A 20,702-nucleotide genomic window follows, 5' to 3' on the forward strand; every position below is an offset into this window, starting at 1 on the left:
AACGGTGTCGCTGGTGGTGTCGGATTACGCGGCTGCGCCGCTAATCCGACCTACCCGACCTACCCGACCTGCCCGACCTACCCGACCAGTGCGACCTGTCCGGTCTGCCCGATCTACGTTCTATCTTTATTGAGATCATCGTCGCTGAGCGATGAGCGCGAGCCGCTCTGGCTGCTGGTGCCGGCGCGGCTGCCGCTCATGGAGCTGCCGGACAGGCTGCCTTCGCTGCCCGATTGCAGGCTGGCGCCACCGCGCAGGTCGCTGCCCGATGGCATGCGGCTGCCGGCCATGGCGCCGCTGCTGTAGCGCGTGCCGCTGCCATAGAACGCTTCCATCTGCTGGTTCCAGGCATCGCTGCCCATGTCGGGCCAGTTGTTCTTGTCGAAGCCGGGAGCGTTTTTCAGCAGGTCTTTGTCCACGTTGAGCAGGAAGCGCTTGTTGACGGTGTCCAGGGTCAGGCGTTCCCAGGGCACGGCAAACAATTTGTCGCCCATGCCCAGGATGCCGCCGAACGACAGCACGGCATAGGCGATCTGGCCGGTGCGCATGTCGAGCATGATTTCCTTGATGTCACCCAGCTCCTCGTCGTTGTGATTGTAGACTTCGTCCCCGATCAGGGTGTCGGCCCCCATCAGGGCTGGCCCCGGGCCGTCGTGGTTGCGGTACATGCCCAGGATGTCGCGGTCCAGATAGCTCATGGTGTTCTCTCCTCTGGTGAAATGCTGATCGAACATGCAGATTAAGCTTACGCACCTGTTCGCGTTTGATCTGCCTCAATGGTGTTAAGTAACCCCCAATAAATTATTATGATTTCTGACTTCCATAACCGGCGCTCTGCAAGGTGGCCGACGAGGCTTGCCCACTGCTAGCAGTGCTCGCACTGCGTTGCAGTGGACGCCTTGCATAGCATCCGGTTCTGTTCGTCATAAATTCACAATAATTTCCTGAGGATTACTTAGCGGCACTTTTATCCGTGTGCAAACGTACGGTGTGGTCGGCCAATTGCGGTACTCTATGCGTTCTACGGAGGAGGCCGCACATGCTGACGATGCAACGATGCAGAGGGATGAACTTGCGGTACGCTCCACCAAGACACGCGCGCCGAGCGCCATGGTAAAGCCCGCCACCAAATGGCTGCGCGGGCTATTGCGCGCCGGTAAGGCACAGCAGCGCACGGCAACCAAGCTGGCCAAGGTGCTGTTCGGGCCCGTGCCTGCCAAGCCCAGGGCCAAGCCCCGCAGCAAGCCTGTGGCCAAGACCAGGCCGACGCCGCGCGCCAGGCCCGCCAGCGACGCCGTGCCCTCGCTGGCGCCGTTTGCCACGCCCCTGTCGCCACCGCGCGTGCGCAAGCGAACGGCGCCCCCGCCGGGCAAGTGGCTGGCCGCCCACTACGCGCCGTTGGCGGAACTGGGGCAGTTGCCCGGACGGCGCCTGCCTTATTTTTTGTACCTGCCCGAAAAAGCGCCGAGCGCCGCCATGCGCAGCCGTGGCCGGCCGCTGCTGGTGATGCTGCACGGCTGCGAGCAGAGCGCCACGCAGTTTGCCGACGGCACGCGCATGAACCGCCTGGCCGAGCGCAAGGGCTATGCCGTGCTGTATCCGCAGCAATCGCTGCGCTCGCATGCGCGCCGCTGCTGGAAGTGGTACGACAAGCTGACGCAGGAGGGCGGCGGCGACGTGCGCCTGATCGTCGGCGCCATCGAGCAGGTGGCGGCCCGCTATGCGATCGACCGCGCGCGCATCTATATCTGCGGCATTTCCGCCGGCGCCGGCATGGCGCATATCGTGGCCCTGAATCACCCGCATCTGTTCGCCGCGCTGGGCCTGCATTCGGGTCCTGTGTTTGGCGCCGGCCATAACCTGATCGGCGCGCTGGGCGTGATGCAGCATGGCGCCAGTGCCCGCGCCGATGCGGCCATCGATGAAGTGCTGGCGCGCCAGCCCGCGTTCCCCCGCCTGCCCACCATCCTGCTGCAAGGGCAGGCCGACAAGGTGGTGCGTCCCATTAACCAGACGCAGCTGGTACGCCAGAGCGTGCGCGTGAACCGCATGCCCGCCGATACGCTGGTAACGGCGCAGCGCCTGCCCGGCGGGGCTGCGGGCGGGCGCAATCCGGCCCATGCCTATGCGCTGCACGACTATCAGGTGGGCAAGCAGGTGCTGCTGCGCGTGGCGCAGGTCGAGCACCTCGAGCACGCGTGGAGCGGCGGCGACGCCAGCCTGCCGTTCAACGACAAGGCCAAGCCCGACGCCAGCAAGATGCTGCTCGATTTCTTCGCCGGCCACCGCCGCCGGTAAGCGGCTCGCCGCGCGCCCACTGGTACGCATCGTTTTTCCCTTCCCGGCATGCCCGCGCCAACGCGCCGGCATGCTGGCGCGCCCTTTTCAGGGCAGGCGCCATTCCCGCAATGCCATGGAATTATCGTAAGTGGTATTGCTGCGGTATTTAAAAATCACAAAAATCGGCGTTAAAAATACTAATTGGTATACAATTGGTATACGTTTTCAGTGTGAGATGTGTCCGCCGTCCCATGCCCCGACGGCTGGCATGCACTGACGGCAGCCACCCACGTTACGGAACGCGCCATGTCCATCAAGTCCAAGCAGTTGCTGTGGTTTTTTGCGTTTTTTCTCGTCTTCGAACTGAACATCTATCTGTCGAACGACATGATCATGCCGGCGATGCTGGGCATCGTCGACGAGTTCCAGGCGGAGAAAAAGTTTGTCCCCCTGTCCCTGAGCCTGTATTTGCTGGGCGGCAGTTCCCTGCAGATTTTCCTGGGGCCATTGGCCGACTGCATCGGCAAACGCAAGCTGGTGTTGACCGGCAATGCCTTGTTCCTGCTGGCCACCTTGGCCGTGCCATTGACCGCCTCGATCGAGCAATTTCTCGCCGTGCGCTTCATCCAGGGCATGGGCTGCTGCTTCATCTTCGTCGGCTATGCCATGATCCATGAACTGTTCGACGACATGGCCGCCGTCAAGCTCAGCAGCATTCTGTCGAGCACCACCATCCTCGCGCCCCTGGCCGGTCCCATCCTCGGCAGCGCCATCATCAGCCGGCTGGACTGGCGCTACGTCTTTTTCCTCTCCGGCCTGCTGGCGCTGCTGTCCTTGCTGGGCCTGTTCAAGACCATGCCGCGCGCGGCCCCCAGGGGCACGCGCCTGGACCTTGCCGCCATCGTGCGCAGCTACGCGGCCATTTTCAGCAACAAGCGCTTCATGTTCGGCATGTTTACGGCCGGGCTGGCCACCGTGCCCCTGACGGCCTGGATCGGTTTCTCGCCCATCTTCGTGCTGCAGGAAATGGGCGCCTCCTACGCCACGTATATCGCCCTGCAATGCGTGATTTTGTCGGGCTTTGTCCTCAGCAGCATCGCCATCCAGCGCCTGCGCCAGGATTTCCCCCTCGTCCATCTGCTGCGCCTGGGCGGGCTGATCGCGGCCGCCGGCATGCTGGGCGCCGGCGCGGGCCGCCATCACGTCGACGTGTTCGCCGCCTGCATGTTTGTCTATTCCATCGGCTTCGGCCTGTTCAATGGCGCCCTGATACGCAGCGCGATTACGGCCAGCAAGGAATCGGTGACCTTGACGACGGCTGCCATGAGCTTGTTGTACTGCATTTATCTGTCCGCCTGGCTGCAGCTGTACAACGTGCTGTGCCAGCGTTTCGGCTATGCGCTGGAAACGTATGCGCTGCTCAATATCCCCGTCATCGTGGTCATCGCCGCCTGCCTGCTGCTATTTACGCGGGGCATGGCGGGGCGCCGGGAAAGCGAGGTGCTGCTCGCCCGGCACTGATGGCGCAGCGATGCGCATGTTGTCGACCTTGTTTTACCTCCTGCGAAGTTTATTGACACTCTCCTGCGGAAAATGGTGCGCCCATGAAAATAGATGACCTGGCCTCGAAACACGATCAAGCAAAGATTTTCAACCTGGAATACGAGTTCCGCATCAACCGGCTGAAGCTCGATTACATCACTCTGGCCGATGTGCGGCCCCCTGGCATTGATCTGGAACAACTGGCCGCGGAACACCAGGCGGGGATCGCCGCCCTGCGCAGCTTCGTCGGTCTGAACTTTAACCATTTCAATGCGGCAAGCTGTTCCTCGCTCAGCTGCATCCCCACGCGCGCCCTCGGTGACGACGAGCGCTACCTGCACCGCATCTGGATGGGCGGACCGCTGCCCGCCATCGCATTTGACGCGATCGGGCAGTGGGGCGCGGCGCTGGAAGAAGTGCGGCACAACGGCGGCGCGCCGTATGTCTCCATCCTGTGGGTGTGGGATGCGCAGCAGCTGCGCAATGACGAACGCTTCAGCCCCACGGGCGGCGCCGGGCGCTACACGATAGGCCGCTATGCCATCGGCGGCACGACCCTGCACATCAATTCGCTGCGCGCGCTGGCGCTCGACTTCGCGCCGGCCCGCTTCGACATTCTCGATATCCTGCATACGCAGCGCTACTTCGCCACCCTGTCCGATTATTTCCGCATCCTCATCATGTGCGAATACGGCGGCATGTACATGGACGTCGATACGATCCCGCACAATCCGGCGACGATTTTCCTGATGAAGCCGGAAGTGCCCGACTATTTCCAGCGCAAGAGTGATGACAGCGAAGAGCGCCGGCATGTCAGCTGGATGAATCTGTTTCTCGATGAAACGGGCATGCTGATCGCCAAGAAAAACGACGCCGCGTTGCGCGTGATCCAGCGTAATGTGAACCTCGCCTATGCGGGCATCGATGCGCAGATTCCCCGTTCCTGTCCGCAATTCGAGGCGCAGCTGTTCGGCCAGTTCTATGCGGAATGGAAGAAAAATCTGGGCGTGACCCTGCTCAGCCATGCCGAGTTCTACCAGCGCTATTGCGTGCTGTATGACGGCGTGCGCGAAGCGGTGGCGGGCGGCATCCGCGGCATGCGCTTGCTGGACGATATCATTACCGGCATGCACATCCCCTTGAGCGACGAAGAGCGGCGCGCGTATGCGCGCTGCGTGGCGCGGCTCGACGAGATCGACTGGCAACTCGATGATCCTTTGCGCCTGCCCGACATCGTCGACGTGTTCGACATCGAGGAAGTGCCGCGCATGGCGTATGCGGCCCAGCTGCGGGCGGACATCGATCACTTCCACTATTACTCGGTGCTCTCAAGCGATCCGCAGCTCGATCGCGTAAATGACGTTTTTTGCCGCTACCTGCTGGCCCACCGTTCTCAGCATATTGCCGCCGGCAATTTCTGGCGCCCCACCGTCGGCCGCCACGGCAGCCGCATGCCGGCCGTCAGCGAGGCCGCCCCGCCAGGTGACGAGGCGCAGGCGGGCTTGCTGTCGCATGCGCCGCTCAAGCTGGTGGCAGGTGAACTGCTGGGCGACGAGGCGAAGAACCGCATGGCCAAACTGCTGTTTGCCACCAGTTATCTGGAATACTGCTCGTTCGGCAATAAACTCAATCTGCAGTTCGTCGAATTGCAGCGGCGGCAAAACATCGATCCGTATCTGGCGCACATCCACGGCCTGCATGACGAGGACGAGCGCTTCATCGGCTTTTTCACGGCCGCGACGATGGACGAGTTCCAGGCCTGCGGCGCCGTGTCATATTACCGTGACGATATGAAGGCGCTCGACGATGCGTATGACGCCTTCGTGCTCGCGCATGCGCGCGCCGACGACTGTTTCGTCAGCAGCCTGGCCATCGACGAGAAATACCGCGGGCAGGGCCTGTTCCGGCAAATGTTCCATGAAATCCGTGACCTGGCCAGCCGCAAGGGCTGTGCGCGCATCACCCTGACGGTGTGGGAAAAGAGCGAAGCGCTGCAAGTGTATCTGCACAAGGGTTTTCGCAGCGTGGGCACGTTCGACTATGCCTACAGCCTGTTCTATGACCGGCTGCATTTCCTCGTGTATGAGGGAAACTGAGGGGAAACTGAGGGAGAGCAGGGGCGGCCGGCAGCCGCCCCGCGAGGGTGCTTACAAGGCCAGGAAGGCCAGGCCCGCCACGGCCGTCGGCAGCAGGGCGCCGGCCAGCAGGCCGACGGCGCCGATCGATTCATCCTTGAAGCCGCGGCGCAGCAGGGCCACGCCGGCCGGGTTCGGCGCATTGGCGATGACGGTCAGGCCGCCGCCGGCCACGGCGCCGGCCATCAGCATGTATTTCGCTTCGTCCGTCATGCCGACGATCAGCGAACCGAGGTAGGTGAGGGCTGCATTGTCCGTGATCGCCGTCAAGCCCAGGGCGCCGAAGAACAGGGCCAGCGGCTTCAGACTCGAGACGATCGGTTGCAGCCACCATTGCTGCATGCCGCCCAGTACCACCAGGCCGCCGAGGAAGAAGCCGACCAATAAACCCTCTTTCAGGATCAGCGGGCTTTGATAGCGCTCATACGCCTGCACGAAGCCGAGGAAGAACAGGAACAGGCCGATGAACAGCACGGGATGATGCGCCAGGGTGACGACGCCGGCCAGCACGATCATGTGCACGAGGCTGACGGCCAGCGGCACTTTCGGCGCTTCGACTTCACCGGCTTTCGGCTTGATGTCGGAGGTGTTGCTATGCAGGTATTTGCGCAGCAATATGCTTACGCCCGTGGCATTGACCAGCACGGCGATGGCGGCTTTCCAGCCGAAATGGGTGGCCATGAAGGCGCTGTCCCAGTTCCATGTGGTGGCTACCATCAGCACGGGCGGCGCCGCATACGAGGTGAGGGTGCCGCCGATGGAAACGTTGACGAACAGCACGCCCAAGGCGCCGTATTTCAGCCATTCAGGGATGCCCGGGCGGAAGATTTGCGGCGCCAGCATCAGCGCGGCCAGGGTCATGGCGGCCGGTTCCGTGATCAGGGAGCCCGTCAGCGGCACGAGCGCCAGGCCCAGCCAGACGAGGGCCAGTTCCGTGCGCAGCGGCATCACGCGCGCCACGCCTTTCAACAGGCGCTGCACGGCGTCGAGCACGGGGCGCGAGGCGGCCACGACCATGACGACGAAGACGAACAGCGGTTCCGTGTAATGGCGCGACTCGGCGTACTCGATGGCCGCATCGCTGCCCGAGACAAAGGCCATGATGATGATCAGGATGAAGGCCCAGAAGCCGAACACGACTTCCACTTCGCCCAGCAGATGCAGCAAGCCCGCATGGCGGGGGTGGCGCCGCGATAATGTTTCAAACGATTTGGCGGCGAAGGTGTGGATGAGCGCAAGGCCGAAGACGATGGCGCTGATGAGTTGGATGGTGGTCAAATGCGTTTCCTTATGGACGGAGGAAGCCGCCCGGTGCATTGCCGAGCGGTAAGGAGAGTGCTTATGGTACAGCAATCGATGCCAGAAACGGGGTTTTTCGGACATGGCGGAGCGGCCTGCGGGCAGGCGCTGCGCAGATAAGCCTTGCCAAAAGCGGGTCCGGATAGTACTGTATATGCATACAGTATTCATCTTGATATTCAATTATGCAACATTCCCAATTGATGGCGTCGCCGGAAGCCTTGCACCCGTCCCTGTGGCGTGCGTCGCAGCTGGGCCAGGGCGCCGCGCGCTGCCTGGATACGGGCTTTGCCGCCCTGTCGGCGCAGCTGCCCGGCGGCGGCTGGCCCAGCGGCAGCCTTATCGATCTGCTGGTGCAGCAGCCGGGCAGCGGCGAATTGCGGCTGCTGGCGCCCGCGCTGGCGCAGCTGCCGGGCTTGCCCATCGTGCTGCTGCAGCCGCCCCATCCGCCGCAGGCGCTGGCCCTGGCCGCGCAGGGGCTGGCGCCGTCGCAATTGCTGTGGCTCAAAAGCGCCGGCAGCAAGGATGCCCTGTGGGCGGCCGAGAACATCTTGCGCAGCGGCACGTGCGGCGCCCTGCTGTTCTGGCAATCGCACGTGCGCGCCGACAGCCTGCGCCGGCTGCACCTGGCGGCGCAGTCGGGCAACACCCTGTTCTGCATGCTGCGCCCCCTGCACGGCGCGCAGGATGCGTCGCCCGCGCCGCTGCGCCTGTCCGTGCGTCCGGCCGCCGGCGGCATCGAGATCGGCTTCATCAAGCGCCGGGGACCGCAGCGCGACGCGCCGTTGTTCCTGCCCCTGCAACCTCCTTCTTTACTGCTGCGCCATGCGACTCTGGATCGGCCTGTACCTGCCCCGGCTCCCGCTCGAAGTGTTTTGCCCGCGCTGGTCGGCTGACAGCCTCGGCGTGGTGCTGGAGCAGGAGCAAGTGATGGCCCTGTCGCCGCTGGCATTGGCCGCCGGCATCCGGTCGGGCATGCGCCGCGCGGGCGCGCTGATGCTGGCACCGCAGGCGCGTTTGCACGAGCGCTCGCCCGAGCTGGAAGCGCAGGCCCTGCAGGCGGTGGCGCTGGCGCTGCTGCAATATTCGCCGCTGGTGGCGCAGGGCGAGGAAGCGACCCTGCTCGTCGACGCGGGCGCCAGCCTGCGCCTGTTCGGCGGCGTGCGCGCCCTGTGCCGGCACATCGCGGCCAGCTTGCGCGCGCTCGGCTACACGGCCCAGCTGTCGTGCGCCCCCACGGCACGCGGCGCCTGGCTGCTGGCGCGCGCCGGGATGCGCCGGGGCCGGACCTTGAGCATGGCCAGCCTCGTGCGCCGCCTCGATGGCTTGCCGTGCGCCTTGCTGCCGCCCGCGCGCCCCTGGCTCGACTGGTTCGAGGGCATCGGCTGCCGCACCCTGGGGCAGTTGCGCCACTTGCCCCGGCCCGGCTTGCAGCGCCGCTGCGGCGGGGCCTTGCTGGCCATGCTCGACGACGCGCATGGCCACAGCACGGAACTGTTCGTCTGGCTCGAAGCGCCGCCCACGTTCCGCGCCAGCCTGGAACTGTTCGACCGCGTGGAGCACGCCGACGCGCTGCTGTTCGGCGCGCGCCGCCTGCTGCAGCAAATGACGGGCTGGCTGTGCGCGCGGCAATTTGCCGTCGAGCGCATACAGCTGCTGCTGGCGCACGAACGGGGCAGGGTGGCGCGCCCGCCCACCGTCATCGACCTGGCGCTGGGCGAAGCCGTCTGGCGCGACGAGCATCTGGTGCGCCTGCTCAAGGAGCGCCTGGCGCAGCTGGCGCTGGAGGCGCCCGTGATCGGCTTGAGCCTGGAAGCGCTGCAGGTGCAAGCGATGGCGCCGCCCAGCGAGAGCCTGTTCCCCGAGCCGGGCGGCACGCCGCAGGAGCGTCAGCGCCTGCTGGAATTGCTGGTGGCGCGCCTGGGCACAGACAATGTCTTGCAGGCCGCACCGCGCGCCGATTACCGCCCCGAGGCGGCCAACCAGTGGCTGCCGCTGCCGGTCAGGGGCAGTGGCAAGAACGCGCCACCCGACTTGCCGCCCGGCTTGTCCGGCATGCCCCGTCCCGGCTGGCTGCTGGCCCAGCCCATCGCCCTCTTGATGCGCGAACACCGTCCCTTCTATGGCTCGCCCTTGAAAATGGTGTCCGTTGCCGAGCGCATCGAAGCGGGCTGGTGGGGCCAGTCGCAGGCGCGCGATTATTTTATTGCGGAAGGCCTCGACCATGCCCACTACTGGGTCTACCGCGAACGCATCGCCGGCAGCGGAGAAGACGCCGCGCCGCGCTGGTTTTTGCATGGTCTGTTTGGCTGAAGGCGGTGTCCTGCTGAAACTGCCATGCTTGGCTATACTTGCTTTCTTGCGCCGCGTCTTTAATTGAAATGAAGGATATCCATGACACCGCTTTCCGACTTCCCCATCACCCAAAAATGGCCTGCCCGGCATCCCGAGCGCCTGCAGCTGTACTCGCTGCCCACGCCGAACGGCATCAAGGTCTCGATCCTGCTGGAAGAGCTGGGCCTGGCGTACGAGCCGCACCTGGTCAGCTTCGAGCAAAACGACCAGCTGTCGCCCGCCTTCCTGTCCCTCAATCCCAACAACAAGATTCCCGCCATCCTCGACCCGAACGGTCCCGACGGCAAGCCGCTGGCCCTGTTCGAGTCGGGCGCCATCCTGCTGTACCTGGCGGAAAAGACGGGCAAGTTCCTGCCGCAGGATGCGGGCTTGCGCTACGAAACCATCCAATGGCTGATGTTCCAGATGGGCGGTATCGGCCCCATGTTCGGCCAGGTGGGCTTCTTCCACAAATTCGCCGGCAAGGAATACGAAGACAAGCGTCCGCTCGAACGCTACCTGGGCGAAGCGAAGCGTTTGCTGGGCGTGCTCGAGCAGCGCCTGCAGGGCCGCGACTGGATCATGGGCAGTCAGTACACGATTGCCGATATCGCCATCTTCCCGTGGGTGCGCTGCCTGGTGGGTTTCTATGGCGCGGGCGACCTGGTCGGTTTTGATAATTTCCCGAACGTGCGGCGTGCGCTGGATGCGTTCCTGGCCAGGCCAGCCGTTGCCAGGGGCGTGGATATTCCCAAGCGTGGTTAAAACAGGCGGCGGCCGGGCGGCGCTACAATGCGCCATCGGCCGCCCTGCGCGGCAGCTTTGATCTGAGACAATGAAATCCACCCGGCAAGATTTTCCCGGCGCGCACGGCCATGTGCTGGCGGCGCGCCTCGACGCGCCCGACGGCGCCATCCGCGCGTACGCGCTGTTCGCCCACTGTTTTACCTGCGGCAAGGATGTGCTGGCCGCGCGGCGCATCGCGCAAGGCTTGACGGAACACGGCATCGCCGTGCTGCGCTTCGACTTCACGGGACTGGGCGCCAGCGAGGGCGAGTTTGCCGCCACGAATTTCTCGTCGAATGTGGACGATTTGATCGCCGCCGCCGATTTCCTGCGGGCAAAACATGCTGCGCCGCAATTGCTGATCGGCCACAGCCTGGGCGGCGCCGCCGTGCTGGCGGCCGCCGCGCACGTGCCGGAAGCCACCGCCATTGCCACCCTGGCCGCGCCGAGCACGCCCGCCTACGTGACGCGCATGTTCAGCGAGCATCTGGAGCGAATCGCTGCCGAAGGCGAAGCGCTGGTGCAGCTGGAAGGGCGGCCCTTCCGCATCCGCCAGCAATTCGTCGACGACGCGGGCCGCCACAGTTTAAAGGAGCACATCGCCGGCCTGCGCCGCGCCCTGCTGGTGATGCACGCGCCGAACGACACGACGGTGAGCCTGTCGAACGCGATGGATATTTTTACTGCCGCGAAGCACCCGAAAAGCTTCGTCTCGCTCGACGACGCCGACCACTTATTGACGGGGCGCAATGATGCGGCCTATGTCGCCAACGTCATCGCCGCGTGGAGCGCGCGCTATCTGCAGGCTGCGCCTACGCCATGAGGCTTGCAGGCGCGGCCAGTTTTTTTCTGACAAGCAGAAACACGATGGCGCCCAGCGGCAAGGAGACGATGAATGTCCAGGGCTGGTAGGCGCTGGGCAGGAATAAATACTGTCCCGTCGCCCAGTTGAGCGACAGCTGGCCGAAGCCGATGCTGATGAACAGCAACCAGGGCCATTTTCTCACGGTCAGCTTGCTGCGCAGGCATAACACGAGGGCAGACAAAATCAGCATGGGGGAGAGGATGGCAGCGCCGAGCACCACGTAGTGGCGCAGCGATTTGCCGCGCAGCGTGAAGGTCGCCTGCTGTTCCAGCGATGCCGTCTGCGGCGCCACGCTCAAGCCCATGATGGTGGCGTCAGTGCCATATTTTCTCAGCACGATGGTGCTGACGATCCATTTTTCCGGATAGGCATATTCGAAGCTGATACGCAGCAATTGCGGTATATCGCGCTGTTCAATGCGCTGGTAGCCCACCACCTTGACGTACTGGGGCTCGCCTGCCGGGAAGGCGGCGCTCAAGGCGGGCAGCGCCTGGCGGATCTGATCGCCGTTATTGCCCGGCTCGGTTGCCATGCGCACATAGTCCAGCTGTTTTTCACGCAGCAGATCGCTGTAATGCCGCGCCAGCTGCTGGTCTTGCAGCGGGACTATCTGTTCAAAGTCCTTGATCATGTCGGATTGCTGGCATCCGGCCAGCATGCAAAACAGGAAGGGCAGGGCGCAGGTGCGCAGAAAGAGCAGGAACATGGGCAAAGGAGCAAGGGGACGATGAAAAACGCCGCCCCTGCAGGGGCAGGCGCGGCGCATGATGGCGTTCCGGTGGCGAAGGCTCAGTCTTCGTCAAACTCGGCCGAAAGATCCTTCCAGCCCTTGCTGACGGCAAAGGCGGAAAATTCCTCGGGCGCTTCCAGGACGATCAGTTTCTTGTCTTGCAAGCCCAGGTCGCCATGGCCGAAGTCGGGGCCCACGTAGCCAAGGCTGCGCAGGCGGGCCAGGATGTGGCCGACCAGGGTCTTGTCCTTGTAGGCGCCCGCTTCGAGCGGGGCGGCGAAATCGACGTAGACGTCGATGATGCCGTAGCCTTCGTCGAAGATGCGGATGGCCTTGATGTCATGGGCACGGCCGGAGCCGTCGGTGGCCTTGAAGGGGCCGCTGAGCTGGATGTCGGTGTCATTGTTCATGCCGCCAGCATACACCAAAAGCCGGTCCCGCATAGGGGGCGCGGCACAAAATCGCCGGGCAATCTCCGCCTCAGCGCGCCTGCAGGATGGCCGACAGGCGGTCGCGCGTGCCGGCGATGCGTTCCAGTTGCGGGTAGCGCAAGCCGCCGTGGTAGTCGAGCGCTACCGTCTGGAATTGCTTGCCCTTTTTGACCAGCAAGTTGATCGGCTGCGGGCTGGCCTTGGCCGCCTGGATGGCCGCCTTCAGCAGCTTGGGCGTGTAAGCCGTGCCATTCACGGCGAGCAAGGTCGTGTTGCCGGACAAACCTGCCTGGAAGGCGGGGCCGTCCCACAGCAGCTTGTCCAGCTTGCCGTCCTTGTCGATCGTCAAACCCAGCGAATAGCTCAGGTCCGTGCTCTTGCTGCGCTCTTCATTCGCTTTCAGGAAGGGCGTCGGCGTGTCGCGGTAGACGAGTTTCCAGCCGGCGCGGGCCAGGCCATCGAGCGGTGCGCCGGGGCCGTGGCTCTCCAGGCGCGTGCGAAAAAAGGCGGCCCAGTCGTGCGGCTGCACGGCGTTCAGGGCCGCGACGACATCCTCGAAGGTGTAGGGCAGGGGCGTGGTGCTGCCATCCTGCATGCCAAAGAAACTGCGGGCGAAGTCGTCCAGCGAGCGGCGCTCGCGGGACAGTGCGCGGATGGTGGTGTCGACGTCGAGCCAGATCAGCGCGCCTTCCATATAGTAATCCTCGTCGCGCTGCCAGCTGCTCCAGGCTATGGGGCGCCGGCCATTGATGATGGGATCGTTCGTCGTATCCTGCATGGTGCGCCAGCTGCGCCCGGGCATCACGTCGTAATGGGCTGCCGTGGCGGCGAACAGGTCGCGCATGTTGGCTGGCGCCACCAGGCCGGAACGGGCCGCCAGCACATTGCCCCAATATTGCGTCTGGCCTTCGTAGACCCACAGCAGGCTGTTTTGCAGCGGCGTGTTGAAATCCGGCGTGTCCTGACCGGCGGGACGGCGGAACTTGCCGTTCCACGAGTGCACCAGCTCGTGCGGCAGCAGCACGCGGCCCGCCTCGTTCTTGTCCCACTCGCTGAAATAGCCGGGCTTGACGCCGTTTTCGCTCGACTGCAGGTGTTCGCGGCCGATGCCGCCGAACTCGTCGCTCAAGGCCAGCAGGAAATCATAGTGGCGGTAGTGGCGTGCACCGAACAATTTGTAGGCTTGCTGCAGCATGGCCCGGTGTTGTTCGACTTGCTGCGGCGACGCCTCCAGGCTGTCGGCGCTGTCGGCCATCACGTTCAGCAGCACGGGCACCCTGGCGCCCGGGTCGAGGTCGATGCGCTCGACATGGCGGCCGGCAAAGACGGGCGAGTCGACCAGGGTGTCAAGGTCCAGCGGCTCGAAATCGACTTGCTGGCTGGCCGGCGTGGCCGCCCGCGCGCGCACTTCCAGGGCGCTGGCAAATTCCCAGCCGGCCGGCAGGGTCAGGCTCGGTTGCACGAGAATGTCGCGCGCGGCGCGCCCGGCCGGATACAGGGTCATCGCATGCCATTGCACGCCCAGCATGGCGCTTGTCATGGTGATGCGGCCCTGGCTCGTGTCGACGGGCGAGAGTAGCTGGTATTGCGCTTCCACGGCCGTGGCGCCGGCCGGCACGTCGAGGTGAAAAGCGAACATATTGACGGGGTCGCGCCGCCACTCCAGGGGCGCGCCGTTGGCGGACAGGCGCAGGCCGGCCAGCTGGTTCAGCGGGCCGCTGGGGCCGTGGTTGCCCGGTACCCATTGCGGATACAGCAAGGTCAGCTTGCCGGGCGCGGCGGGAATGCTTGCGCGGATGCTGAACAGTTGCTGCGCCACATTGCTGGCGTCCACCTGCAGCACGATGGGGGGAGCAGTGGGCGAGGCGGCCTGGGCCGCAGTGGAAACGAGAAGCGAGAAGGACAGGGACAGGACGGCACGGGAATAGGGCATGGAGCGGGGCATGGGACGGGGCGGCGGGGAGGACAAAGGGCGAGTCTAGCATTCTGTAAAAATTTCTTACAAATTTGAGGCCGTCTGGGGCGTTTTACGCCAATTTCAAGGCCTTGAAAGGGACTGGAGAGGCCGTATATCGGTAACAGGCGGATGCTCATGGTGAGGTCCGCCCCTCTTATCGCTTCATTTGAAAAGGATATTTATCATGCGTACTTTTGACCTTGCTCCTCTGTATCGTTCCGCCATCGGCTTTGACCGCCTGGCACAGCTGCTCAACGAACAACGCGCCGATGCGCAACCGAGCTATCCGCCTTACAACATCGAACTGGTGTCGGAAGATAAATACCGTATCGTGATGGCATTGGCTGGCTTCTCGCGCGAAGAAATCGACATCATCACCGAACGCGACTCGCTGCACGTCACGGGCCGCAAGCAGAAAGATGGCGTCGAGCGCACGTTCTTGCACCGCGGCATCGCTGCCCGCGACTTCGAACAGCGTTTCCAGCTGGCCAACCACGTGAAGGTCACGGGCGCCACGTTTGAAAACGGCATGCTGACCATCGACCTCGTGCGCGAAGTGCCGGAAGCGCTGAAACCGCGCAAGATCGAGATCGGTACCGGCACCGGCAGCGATACCGTCAGTGTGCTGGAACAGCGCCAGGCAGCCTGATCTGATCGCGGCGCCCCTAGGGCGCCCGGGCTAGCTTCTCTCATGCAGTAAAATACTGGCCGGTTGATCCGGCCAGTGTCACGTCCGGAGCCCGTTCGGGCTTCCATTGATTGTCATGCGGCACGCAAGATTAAACCCTGCTTAAAGGCGCAAATGCCTGTTTCCAAATGGAAAAATGTTAAGCACCGCCTAAGACTCGTGGCCCAATATTGCATACATCAAAATCTCATTGAATGAGGAGCAATTCATGGAACAGCAAACGAATACCGCATCCCTGAAAATCAAACGCACCGTAGCCGCGCTGGCCGCGATCGGTGTGCTGGGCGCCGGCGGCGCCATGGTGGTGCATCAGAACAATGCCGGCGCGAATGCCGCCGCCGCTGGCGCCCCCGCCGCCCCCGTGGCTGCCGCCGTGGCGCCTGCAGCCAGCGCGCCGCTGGTGGCCTTGCCCGATTTTAGCCAGATCGCCGCGCGCAACAGCCCGGCCGTCGTCAATATCAGCGTCACGGGCAGCACCAAGGTGGCCTACGACCCATCGGCCCAGGCCGGCAACGACGACTTCGGCAACGACCCCTTCTTCGAATTCTTCCGCCGCTTCCAGGGCCCGCAAGGCGGACAGCGGGGCGGGCGCGACGTGCCCACGCACGGCCTCGGTTCGGGCTTCATCGTCAGCCCCGACGGCGTCATCATGACCAACGCCCACGTGGTGCGCGATGCGCGCGAAGTGACCGTCAAGCTCAACGACCGCCGCGAATTCCGCGCCAAGGTGCTGGGCACGGATCCGAAGACCGATATCGCCGTGCTGAAGATCGATGCCAATAACCTGCCCGTCGTGCCGCTCGGCCATTCGAGCGACCTGAAAGTGGGAGAGTGGGTGCTGGCCATCGGTTCGCCATACGGTTTCGACAGCACGGTGACGGCCGGCGTCGTCAGCGCCAAGGGCCGTTCCCTGCCCGACGACAGCAATGTGCCGTTCATCCAGACGGACGTGGCGGTCAACCCCGGCAACTCGGGCGGTCCGCTGTTCAATACGCGCGGCGAAGTGGTCGGCATCAATTCGCAGATCTACAGCCAGACGGGCGGCTTCCAGGGCTTGTCGTTCGCCATCCCGATCGACCTGGCCGGCCGCATCAAGGACCAGATCGTCGCCACGGGCAAGGCCAGCCATGCCAAGCTGGGCGTGACGGTGCAGGAAGTCAACCAGGGCTTTGCCGACTCGTTCAAGCTGGCCACGCCGGAAGGCGCGCTGGTGGCCAACGTCGAGCGGGGCAGCCCGGCCGACAAGGCGGGCCTGAAATCGGGCGACGTCGTGCGCAAGGTGAATGGCCAGCGCATCATCGGCTCGGCCGACTTGCCGGCGCTGGTGGGCACGTCCTTGCCAGGCGACAAGATCACGATGGATGTCTGGCGTGACGGCAAGATCGTCAGCCTGACGGCAACCCTGGGCAATGCGGCCGACAAGGTGGCCGACGTGGCGAAGAGCGACAGCGCCGCCGGCAAGGTAAAGCTGGGCCTGGCCCTGCGTCCGTTACAATCGGATGAAAAACGCGAGGCGGGCATCAGCGCCGGCCTGCTGGTGGAAGACGCGGGCGGTGCCGCCGCGAATGCCGGAGTGCAGCCGGGCGACGTGCTATTGTCGGTCAATGGCCGTCCCGTCAACACGGTCGAGCAGGTGCGCGACGTGGTGGAGAAATCCGCCAAGTCGGTCGCCTTGCTGATACAGCGCGGCCCGGACAAGATATTCATCCCCGTGCGGCTGGGGTAAATACCGGGGTCAGACCCGCCGGGTCTGACCCCAGCCTTCCGCTATGGGGCAAATAAATAAAAAAGGAGCGGCCATGCGGCTATTGCTGGTAGAAGACGACACGATGATCGGCGAGGTGGTGCTCGACTTGCTGCGCGCCGAGCATTACGCGGTGGACTGGGTCAAGGATGGCGACATGGCCGATACGGCCCTGCAGACGCAGACCTATGACCTGGTGCTGCTGGACCTGGGCTTGCCCCGCAAGGACGGTCTCGACGTGCTGCGCTCGATGCGTTTGCGCAAGCTCGACACACCGGTGCTGGTCGCTACGGCGCGCGACGCCGTCGAGCAGCGCATCGCCGGCCTCGACGCGGGCGCCGACGATTACGTATTAAAACCGTACGACCTCGACGAACTGCTGGCGCGCATCCGCGCCCTGCTGCGGCGCGCCTCGGGACGGCCGGAACCGGTCTTCGAGCACCAGGGCGTCTCCATCAATCCGCTGACGCGCGAAGTGATCGCCGAAGGCCATCCCGTCAACCTGTCGGCGCGCGAATGGGCCGTGCTGGAAGCGTTGATCGCGCGCCCCGGCATCGTGCTGTCGCGCGCGCAGCTGGAAGAAAAACTGTACAGCTGGAAAGATGAAGTCAACAGCAATGCCGTGGAAGTGTATATTCACGGCTTGCGCAAGAAGCTCGGCAGCGACTTGATCCAGAACGTGCGCGGCCTCGGCTACATGGTGCCCAAGGCATGAGGATGAAGGTTACGGTGACGCACTCGCTGCGCGGCCGCCTGCTGTGGTTTTTGCTGGCGGCCATCATCATGGCGGCCCTGGCGCAGGCGTCGATCGCCTACCGCAGCGCCCTGTACGACGCCGACCAGATTTTTGATTACCACATGCAGCAGATGGCCCTGTCGCTGCGCTCCGGCGCGCCGCTGGCCAACCACGCGCAAGCCTTGCCGGCCGACCCTGTCAACAACGACATGGTGGTGCAGGTGTGGACGCCGGACGGCGTGCAGGTGTTCCGCTCGATCACGCGCGCGGAACTGCCGCAGCGCGCCGTGCTGGGCTTTTCGAACGTGAAAGCCAACGGCACGACTTACCGCATCTTTTCCGTGCAAACCAGTTCTCAGACCGTGCAGATCGCCCAGGACATGGCCGTGCGCAAGCGCATGGCCGGCAGCCTGGCGCTGCGCACGGTGGGGCCGATTGCCCTGATGGCGCCTATCTTGATGCTCGTCGTGTGGTGGGTCGTCAGCGGTTCGCTGGCGCCCGTCTCGCGCGTGCGCAAGCAGGTGGCGGCGCGCCAGGCGGACGATTTATCTCCCGTATCGGAAGCGGGCTTGCCCGACGAAGTGCGGCCCCTGGTGCATGAACTCAATCTTTTGTTCGGCCGTGTCAAGACGGCGTTCGACGCACAGCAGCATTTCGTCGCCGATGCCGCGCATGAATTGCGCACGCCGCTGGCGGCATTGAAACTGCAGGTATTGAGCCTGGAACGGGCCGAATCGGAAGAAAAGCGCAGCCTGGCGATCAGCCGCGTGAGCGCCGGCATCGAGCGGGCCACGCGCCTGGTCGAGCAGCTGCTGGTGCTGGCGCGCCAGGAAGCGAGCGCCGCCAGCGGCGACCAGCTGCAGGCGGTGGACTTGAACGACGTCGTCAAGCGCGCGCTGGGCGACATGGCCGGCATCGCGCAGGCACGCAAGATCGACCTGGGCCTGCACCACATGGACCCGGCCAAGGTGGCCGGGCAGGCCGACGCGCTCAACATCATGCTGCGCAACCTGGTCGACAACGCCATCAAGTACACGCCGCAGGGCGGCACCGTTGACATCGACCTGCGCGCCAGCCCCGTCGGCGTGACGTTATCGGTGGAAGACAGCGGCCCCGGCATCCCGCCCGAAGAGCGCGAGCGCGTCTTCAGCCGCTTCTACCGCGTGCCCGGCACGGACGCCAACGGCAGCGGCCTGGGCCTGGCCATCATCAAGGCCATCGCCGAGCGCCATGGCGCGCGCCTGGTGCTCGACAAATCCGAGCGCCTGGGCGGCCTGTGCGTGCGCGTGGAATTCCCGCAAGCCGTGAAATGAGCGTTTTAATCGTCATCTTTGGCATGTTGCATTGACGCGCGCGCCGTGGCCCTATATTGTCTGCGAAACAAGCAGAACCAGACCACGGAGCGCAGCATGCAGAGAATCGGATTTTCAGGAACCCTCGACCCCATCACCAACGGCCACATGTGGGTGATCGGCGAAGCGCGTTCGCTCGCCGACGAGGTGATCGTGTTCCTGTCGCAAAACCCCGCCAAGCGTCCCCAATTTCCCGCCGAAGACCGCAAGCGCATCATCGAGCAGAGCGCGCGCGAGTGCGGCTGGGACAATGTGCAGGTGGTCATCGTCAAGGGCGACTACACGGCGCGCGCGGCGAAAAAGCACGGCTGCGACTACCTGATCCGCGGCATCCGCACGACGGCCGATTTCGACTATGAAAACCTGATCCAGCAAACCAATGTGGACGTGTTGCAGGGCGCCAAGACGATCTTCGTCATGCCGCCGCGCGACCTCGGCTCCGTCAGTTCCAGTTTCGTCAAGGCGCTGGAAGGGCCTGTCGGCTGGAACTGGACCATGAAGAAATTCGTTCCCGGTCCGGCCTACCAGGCATGGATACTCGACTGCCTGCGCAAGGAGTGGGAAGCGCTGTGGCACTACGCGACCGCCTCGCAGGCCGACGTCGCGCTGGCGGATCACTGGTTCGCGCACTTGACGGGACCGCAGGCGTATGGCGGCGCGGACCGCCACTATCACAACCTCGACCATCTGGTGCACGGCCTGTCCGAAATCCGCGTGTGGGCCGACAACACCTATGCGCCCAAGCGCGACAGCGCGCTGGTCAAGAAGGCGTTCTGGTTCCACGACGCCGTCTACAGCCACGACGATGATGCCCTGTATTCGAGCGAAGAGGCGAGTGCCCAGCTGTGGCTGGCCAGCGGCCTCGATGCGGGCGACAACCAGGATGTGGCGCAATTGATACGCGCCACCGACCATTTCCAGGGCCCCGGCATCAGCCACGCGTTGAAAGACGCCATGCTCAGCGCCGACCTGGCCATCCTCGGGCAAGATGAAGAGGTGTACCACGCCTACACGCAAGCCATCGGAAGAGAATACGCGCACGTGGACCCCGTGCGCTTCAATGAACAGCGGGGCCTGGCCCTGCAGCACTTGAGCGCCAAGGCGCAGGCGGGCCAGCTGTTTGGCGATGCGTATTTCGCCGACCAGTACAACGAGCGGGCGATAGACAACATGCGGAAAGAGATCGCGGCGCTGACGGGGAGTTGAGTTTAACGGCGGCTGGCTGCCGCATGCAGCAGTGCATCCTCGAGCCGGTCATTGCCCCAGAATAATTCCCCGTTGCTGACGAAGCTGGGGGCGCCGAACAGGTTCAGCGCTTGTGCCTGCTCGGTCTGGCGGCGCAGCCGCAGCTTGTTGTCTTGTGTCAAAGCCAGCGCCAGGACGGCGCGCGCATCGAGGTCCAGTTCCTTCAAGGCTTCGCTGACGGCCTCGATGTTGTCGATATCGCGGTCCGCGGCAAAATTCATCGTCATCATGCGGCGCGCGAATGGCGCGATCCAGCCCTGGTCCGCGCCGATCAAGGCCACACGCATGGGCAACAGGGCCGTGCGGGGAAAGGAACTGGGCTGCTGCCATGGCAACGCGTACTTTTCGCACTGGCGCGCCATGTCGCGCCACGTGTAGTCGCCCTTGAGTTTTTGCAAGATGAAGGGCGATGCCTGCCAGCCCAGCGCCTTGAAGACGACGCCCAGCAGGAAGGGCTTCCAGATCACATGGACCTGCTTTTCGCGCGCCAGCGCTTCGATGCGCATGGCGCTCAGATAGCTGTAGTTGCTGCCGAAATCGAACCAGAATTCCAGTGCGGCCATGGTATCGCTCCCAGG

18 protein-coding genes are annotated in these 20,702 nt (G+C 64.2%); 12 read left to right on the forward strand and 6 right to left on the reverse strand.

Annotation, left to right across the window (positions count from 1 at the left end):
* Positions 1-113: 113 nt before the first annotated feature.
* A complete protein-coding gene (locus JAB8_RS24155) occupies positions 114-698 on the reverse strand; it encodes a PRC-barrel domain-containing protein (protein WP_070221465.1) in 585 nt (194 codons plus the stop codon).
* 412 nt (positions 699-1,110) lie between these two features.
* On the opposite strand from JAB8_RS24155, the gene JAB8_RS24160 reads away from it, so the two are divergent.
* From JAB8_RS24160 to JAB8_RS24170, 3 genes are all read left to right on the forward strand, one after another.
* On the forward strand, positions 1,111-2,298 hold the full coding sequence (locus JAB8_RS24160; protein WP_070291762.1) for a PHB depolymerase family esterase: 1,188 nt from the start codon (positions 1,111-1,113) through the stop codon (positions 2,296-2,298).
* Between the two features lie 288 nt (positions 2,299-2,586).
* Positions 2,587-3,801: an MFS transporter gene (locus tag JAB8_RS24165; protein ID WP_070291763.1), complete on the forward strand. Its 1,215-nt coding sequence runs from the start codon at positions 2,587-2,589 to the stop codon at positions 3,799-3,801.
* Between the two features lie 83 nt (positions 3,802-3,884).
* On the forward strand, positions 3,885-5,918 hold the full coding sequence (locus JAB8_RS24170) for a GNAT family N-acetyltransferase (protein ID WP_070291764.1): 2,034 nt from the start codon (positions 3,885-3,887) through the stop codon (positions 5,916-5,918).
* A gap of 51 nt (positions 5,919-5,969) precedes the next feature.
* Here JAB8_RS24170 and JAB8_RS24175 read toward each other — a convergent pair whose 3' ends face one another.
* Positions 5,970-7,235, reverse strand: coding sequence for a putative Na+/H+ antiporter (locus tag JAB8_RS24175; protein WP_070221461.1), 1,266 nt, complete (start codon positions 7,233-7,235; stop codon positions 5,970-5,972).
* A 206-nt stretch (positions 7,236-7,441) separates the two neighbouring features.
* On the opposite strand from JAB8_RS24175, the gene imuA reads away from it, so the two are divergent.
* The 4 genes from imuA to JAB8_RS24195 all read left to right on the forward strand — a co-directional run bounded on the left by imuA (position 7,442) and on the right by JAB8_RS24195 (position 11,199).
* Entirely contained in the window at positions 7,442-8,152 is a 711-nt protein-coding gene (gene imuA, locus JAB8_RS24180) for a translesion DNA synthesis-associated protein ImuA (RefSeq protein ID WP_070291765.1), read from the forward strand.
* Positions 8,082-9,569, forward strand: coding sequence for a DNA polymerase Y family protein (locus JAB8_RS24185; RefSeq protein WP_070291766.1), 1,488 nt, complete (start codon positions 8,082-8,084; stop codon positions 9,567-9,569). The genes imuA and JAB8_RS24185 overlap by 71 nt, the downstream gene beginning before the upstream one ends.
* 81 nt (positions 9,570-9,650) lie before the next feature.
* Positions 9,651-10,355 carry a glutathione S-transferase N-terminal domain-containing protein gene (locus JAB8_RS24190; RefSeq protein ID WP_070291767.1) on the forward strand — a complete coding sequence of 235 codons (705 nt, stop codon included), beginning with the start codon at positions 9,651-9,653 and terminating at the stop codon, positions 10,353-10,355.
* Positions 10,356-10,425: 70 nt separating this feature from the next.
* A complete protein-coding gene (locus JAB8_RS24195) occupies positions 10,426-11,199 on the forward strand; it encodes an alpha/beta hydrolase (RefSeq protein ID WP_070291768.1) in 774 nt (257 codons plus the stop codon).
* Here the strand turns inward: JAB8_RS24195 and JAB8_RS28700 are convergent.
* The 3 genes from JAB8_RS28700 to JAB8_RS24210 form a co-directional block, all read right to left on the reverse strand.
* Entirely contained in the window at positions 11,189-11,947 is a 759-nt protein-coding gene (locus JAB8_RS28700; protein WP_083287908.1) for a hypothetical protein, read from the reverse strand. The genes JAB8_RS24195 and JAB8_RS28700 overlap by 11 nt on opposite strands.
* 83 nt (positions 11,948-12,030) lie before the next feature.
* Positions 12,031-12,381: a hypothetical protein gene (locus JAB8_RS24205; protein WP_034783462.1), complete on the reverse strand. Its 351-nt coding sequence runs from the start codon at positions 12,379-12,381 to the stop codon at positions 12,031-12,033.
* A gap of 70 nt (positions 12,382-12,451) precedes the next feature.
* Positions 12,452-14,335, reverse strand: coding sequence for a M61 family metallopeptidase (locus tag JAB8_RS24210; protein WP_070291802.1), 1,884 nt, complete (start codon positions 14,333-14,335; stop codon positions 12,452-12,454).
* A gap of 208 nt (positions 14,336-14,543) precedes the next feature.
* On the opposite strand from JAB8_RS24210, the gene JAB8_RS24215 reads away from it, so the two are divergent.
* From JAB8_RS24215 to coaD, 5 genes are all read left to right on the forward strand, one after another.
* On the forward strand, positions 14,544-15,008 hold the full coding sequence (locus JAB8_RS24215; protein ID WP_070221455.1) for an Hsp20 family protein: 465 nt from the start codon (positions 14,544-14,546) through the stop codon (positions 15,006-15,008).
* A gap of 247 nt (positions 15,009-15,255) precedes the next feature.
* On the forward strand, positions 15,256-16,773 hold the full coding sequence (locus tag JAB8_RS24220; protein ID WP_070291803.1) for a Do family serine endopeptidase: 1,518 nt from the start codon (positions 15,256-15,258) through the stop codon (positions 16,771-16,773).
* A gap of 73 nt (positions 16,774-16,846) precedes the next feature.
* Positions 16,847-17,506 (forward strand): response regulator transcription factor, encoded by a 660-nt coding sequence (locus JAB8_RS24225; protein WP_070221454.1) that lies wholly within the window; start codon positions 16,847-16,849, stop codon positions 17,504-17,506.
* A gap of 2 nt (positions 17,507-17,508) precedes the next feature.
* Complete coding sequence (locus JAB8_RS24230) at positions 17,509-18,840, forward strand: ATP-binding protein (protein WP_070291769.1); 1,332 nt, start codon at positions 17,509-17,511, stop codon at positions 18,838-18,840.
* Positions 18,841-18,936: 96 nt separating this feature from the next.
* Positions 18,937-20,085 (forward strand): pantetheine-phosphate adenylyltransferase, encoded by a 1,149-nt coding sequence (gene coaD / locus JAB8_RS24235; protein WP_070291770.1) that lies wholly within the window; start codon positions 18,937-18,939, stop codon positions 20,083-20,085.
* Between the two features lie 2 nt (positions 20,086-20,087).
* Here the strand turns inward: coaD and JAB8_RS24240 are convergent, their stop codons facing one another.
* The gene (locus JAB8_RS24240; protein WP_070291771.1) at positions 20,088-20,687 is read right to left on the reverse strand and encodes a 2-hydroxychromene-2-carboxylate isomerase; all 600 of its coding nucleotides are present in this window, start codon (positions 20,685-20,687) and stop codon (positions 20,088-20,090) included.
* Positions 20,688-20,702: the final 15 nt, after the last annotated feature.

This window comes from Janthinobacterium sp. HH106, assembly GCF_001758725.1.
Classification (GTDB): Bacteria; Pseudomonadota; Gammaproteobacteria; order Burkholderiales; family Burkholderiaceae_D; genus Janthinobacterium.